The organism is Gemella taiwanensis (genome assembly GCF_054054385.1).
This window is the reverse complement of record NZ_JBSMTL010000023.1, coordinates 1-1,800: the sequence shown is the minus strand read 5'-3', so window position 1 is coordinate 1,800 and position 1,800 is coordinate 1. Positions and strand designations below refer to the sequence as shown.

The window sequence follows — 1,800 nt, the reverse complement described above, 5'->3', positions numbered from 1 at the left end:
AGGCTCCTACCTATCCTGTACATACTGCATCAAAATTCAATATCAAGCTACAGTAAAGCTCCATGGGGTCTTTCCGTCCTGTCGCGGGTAACCTGCATCTTCACAGGTACTATGATTTCACCGAGTCCATCGTTGAGACAGTGCCCAAATCGTTACGCCTTTCGTGCGGGTCGGAACTTACCCGACAAGGAATTTCGCTACCTTAGGACCGTTATAGTTACGGCCGCCGTTTACTGGGGCTTCAATTCATACCTTCGCTTACGCTAAGCACTCCTCTTAACCTTCCAGCACCGGGCAGGCGTCAGCCCCTATACTTCACCTTACGGTTTTGCAGAGACCTGTGTTTTTGTTAAACAGTCGCTTGGGCCTATTCACTGCGGCCTACTCTCGTAGGCACCCCTTCTCCCGAAGTTACGGGGTCATTTTGCCGAGTTCCTTAACGATGGTTCTCTCGCTCACCTTAGAATTCTCTTCCCAACTACCTGTGTCGGTTTGCGGTACGGGCACCTCTTATCTCGATAGCGGCTTTTCTTGAGAGTTTGGCTTCATTGACTTCGCTACTATATTTCGCTCCCCATCACACTTCAGTCTTATGAGCAGCGGATTTGCCTACTACTCAACCTTTGTGCTTAGACGTCCTATTCCATCAGGACGATCAATTAGCCTCCTCTGTCCCCACTTCTCTCAAACGATATTTGGTGGTACAGGAATTTCTACCTGTTGTCCATCGGCTTCACCATTCGGCTTCACCTTAGGTCCCGACTTACCCAGAGCGGACGAGCCTTCCTCTGGAAACCTTAGTCATTCGGTGGATAGGATTCTCACCTATCTTTCGCTACTCACACCGGCATTCTCACTTCTAACCTCTCCACCTCGCCTTACAGCTCAGCTTCTATGATGTTAGAACGCTCTCCTACCATATAACATTAGTTATATCCGCAGCTTCGGTTGTATGTTTAGCCCCGGTACATTTTCGGCGCGATGTCACTCGACCAGTGAGCTATTACGCACTCTTTAAATGGTGGCTGCTTCTAAGCCAACATCCTGGTTGTCTGTGCATCATCACATCCTTTTCCACTTAACATACAATTTGGGACCTTAGCTGGCGGTCTGGGCTGTTTCCCTTTCGACTACGAACCTTATCACCCGCAGTCTGACTCCCGTTGATATTTATCTGGCATTCGGAGTTTGTCTGAATTCGGTAACCCGGGATGGGCCCCTAGTCCAAACAGTGCTCTACCTCCAGTAAACTCACAACGAGGCTAGCCCTAAAGCTATTTCGGAGAGAACCAGCTATTTCCAAGTTCGATTGGAATTTCTCCGCTACCCACAGCTCATCCAAACACTTTTCAACGTGTCCTGGTTCGGTCCTCCATTCAGTGTTACCTAAACTTCAACCTGGCCATGGGTAGATCACTTGGTTTCGGGTCTACTCCATCATACTATTTCGCCCTATTAAGACTCGCTTTCGCTTCGGCTCCATGTCTTCCACTTAACCTCGCATGATAAAGTAACTCGCCGGTTCATTCTACAAAAGGCACGCCATCACCCCCGAAAGGGCTCTGACTACTTGTAAGCACACGGTTTCAGGTTCTCTTTCACTCCCCTCCCGGGGTTCTTTTCACCTTTCCCTCACGGTACTGGTTCACTATCGGTCACTAGGTAGTATTTAGCCTTACCAGATGGTCCTGGTAGATTCCGACGGAATTCCTCGTGTTCCGCCGTACTCAGGTGCTCTCTCTCGCCAACTTAGCATTTCGTATACAGGACTTTTACCTTCTACGGTCTAACTTTCCAGCT

General features: G+C 49.0%; 1 rRNA gene. It reads right to left on the bottom strand.

The annotated features are described in order from the left end of the window. A 23S ribosomal RNA gene (locus ACWOA3_RS08815) occupies window positions 1-1,800 on the bottom strand; the annotation flags it as partial.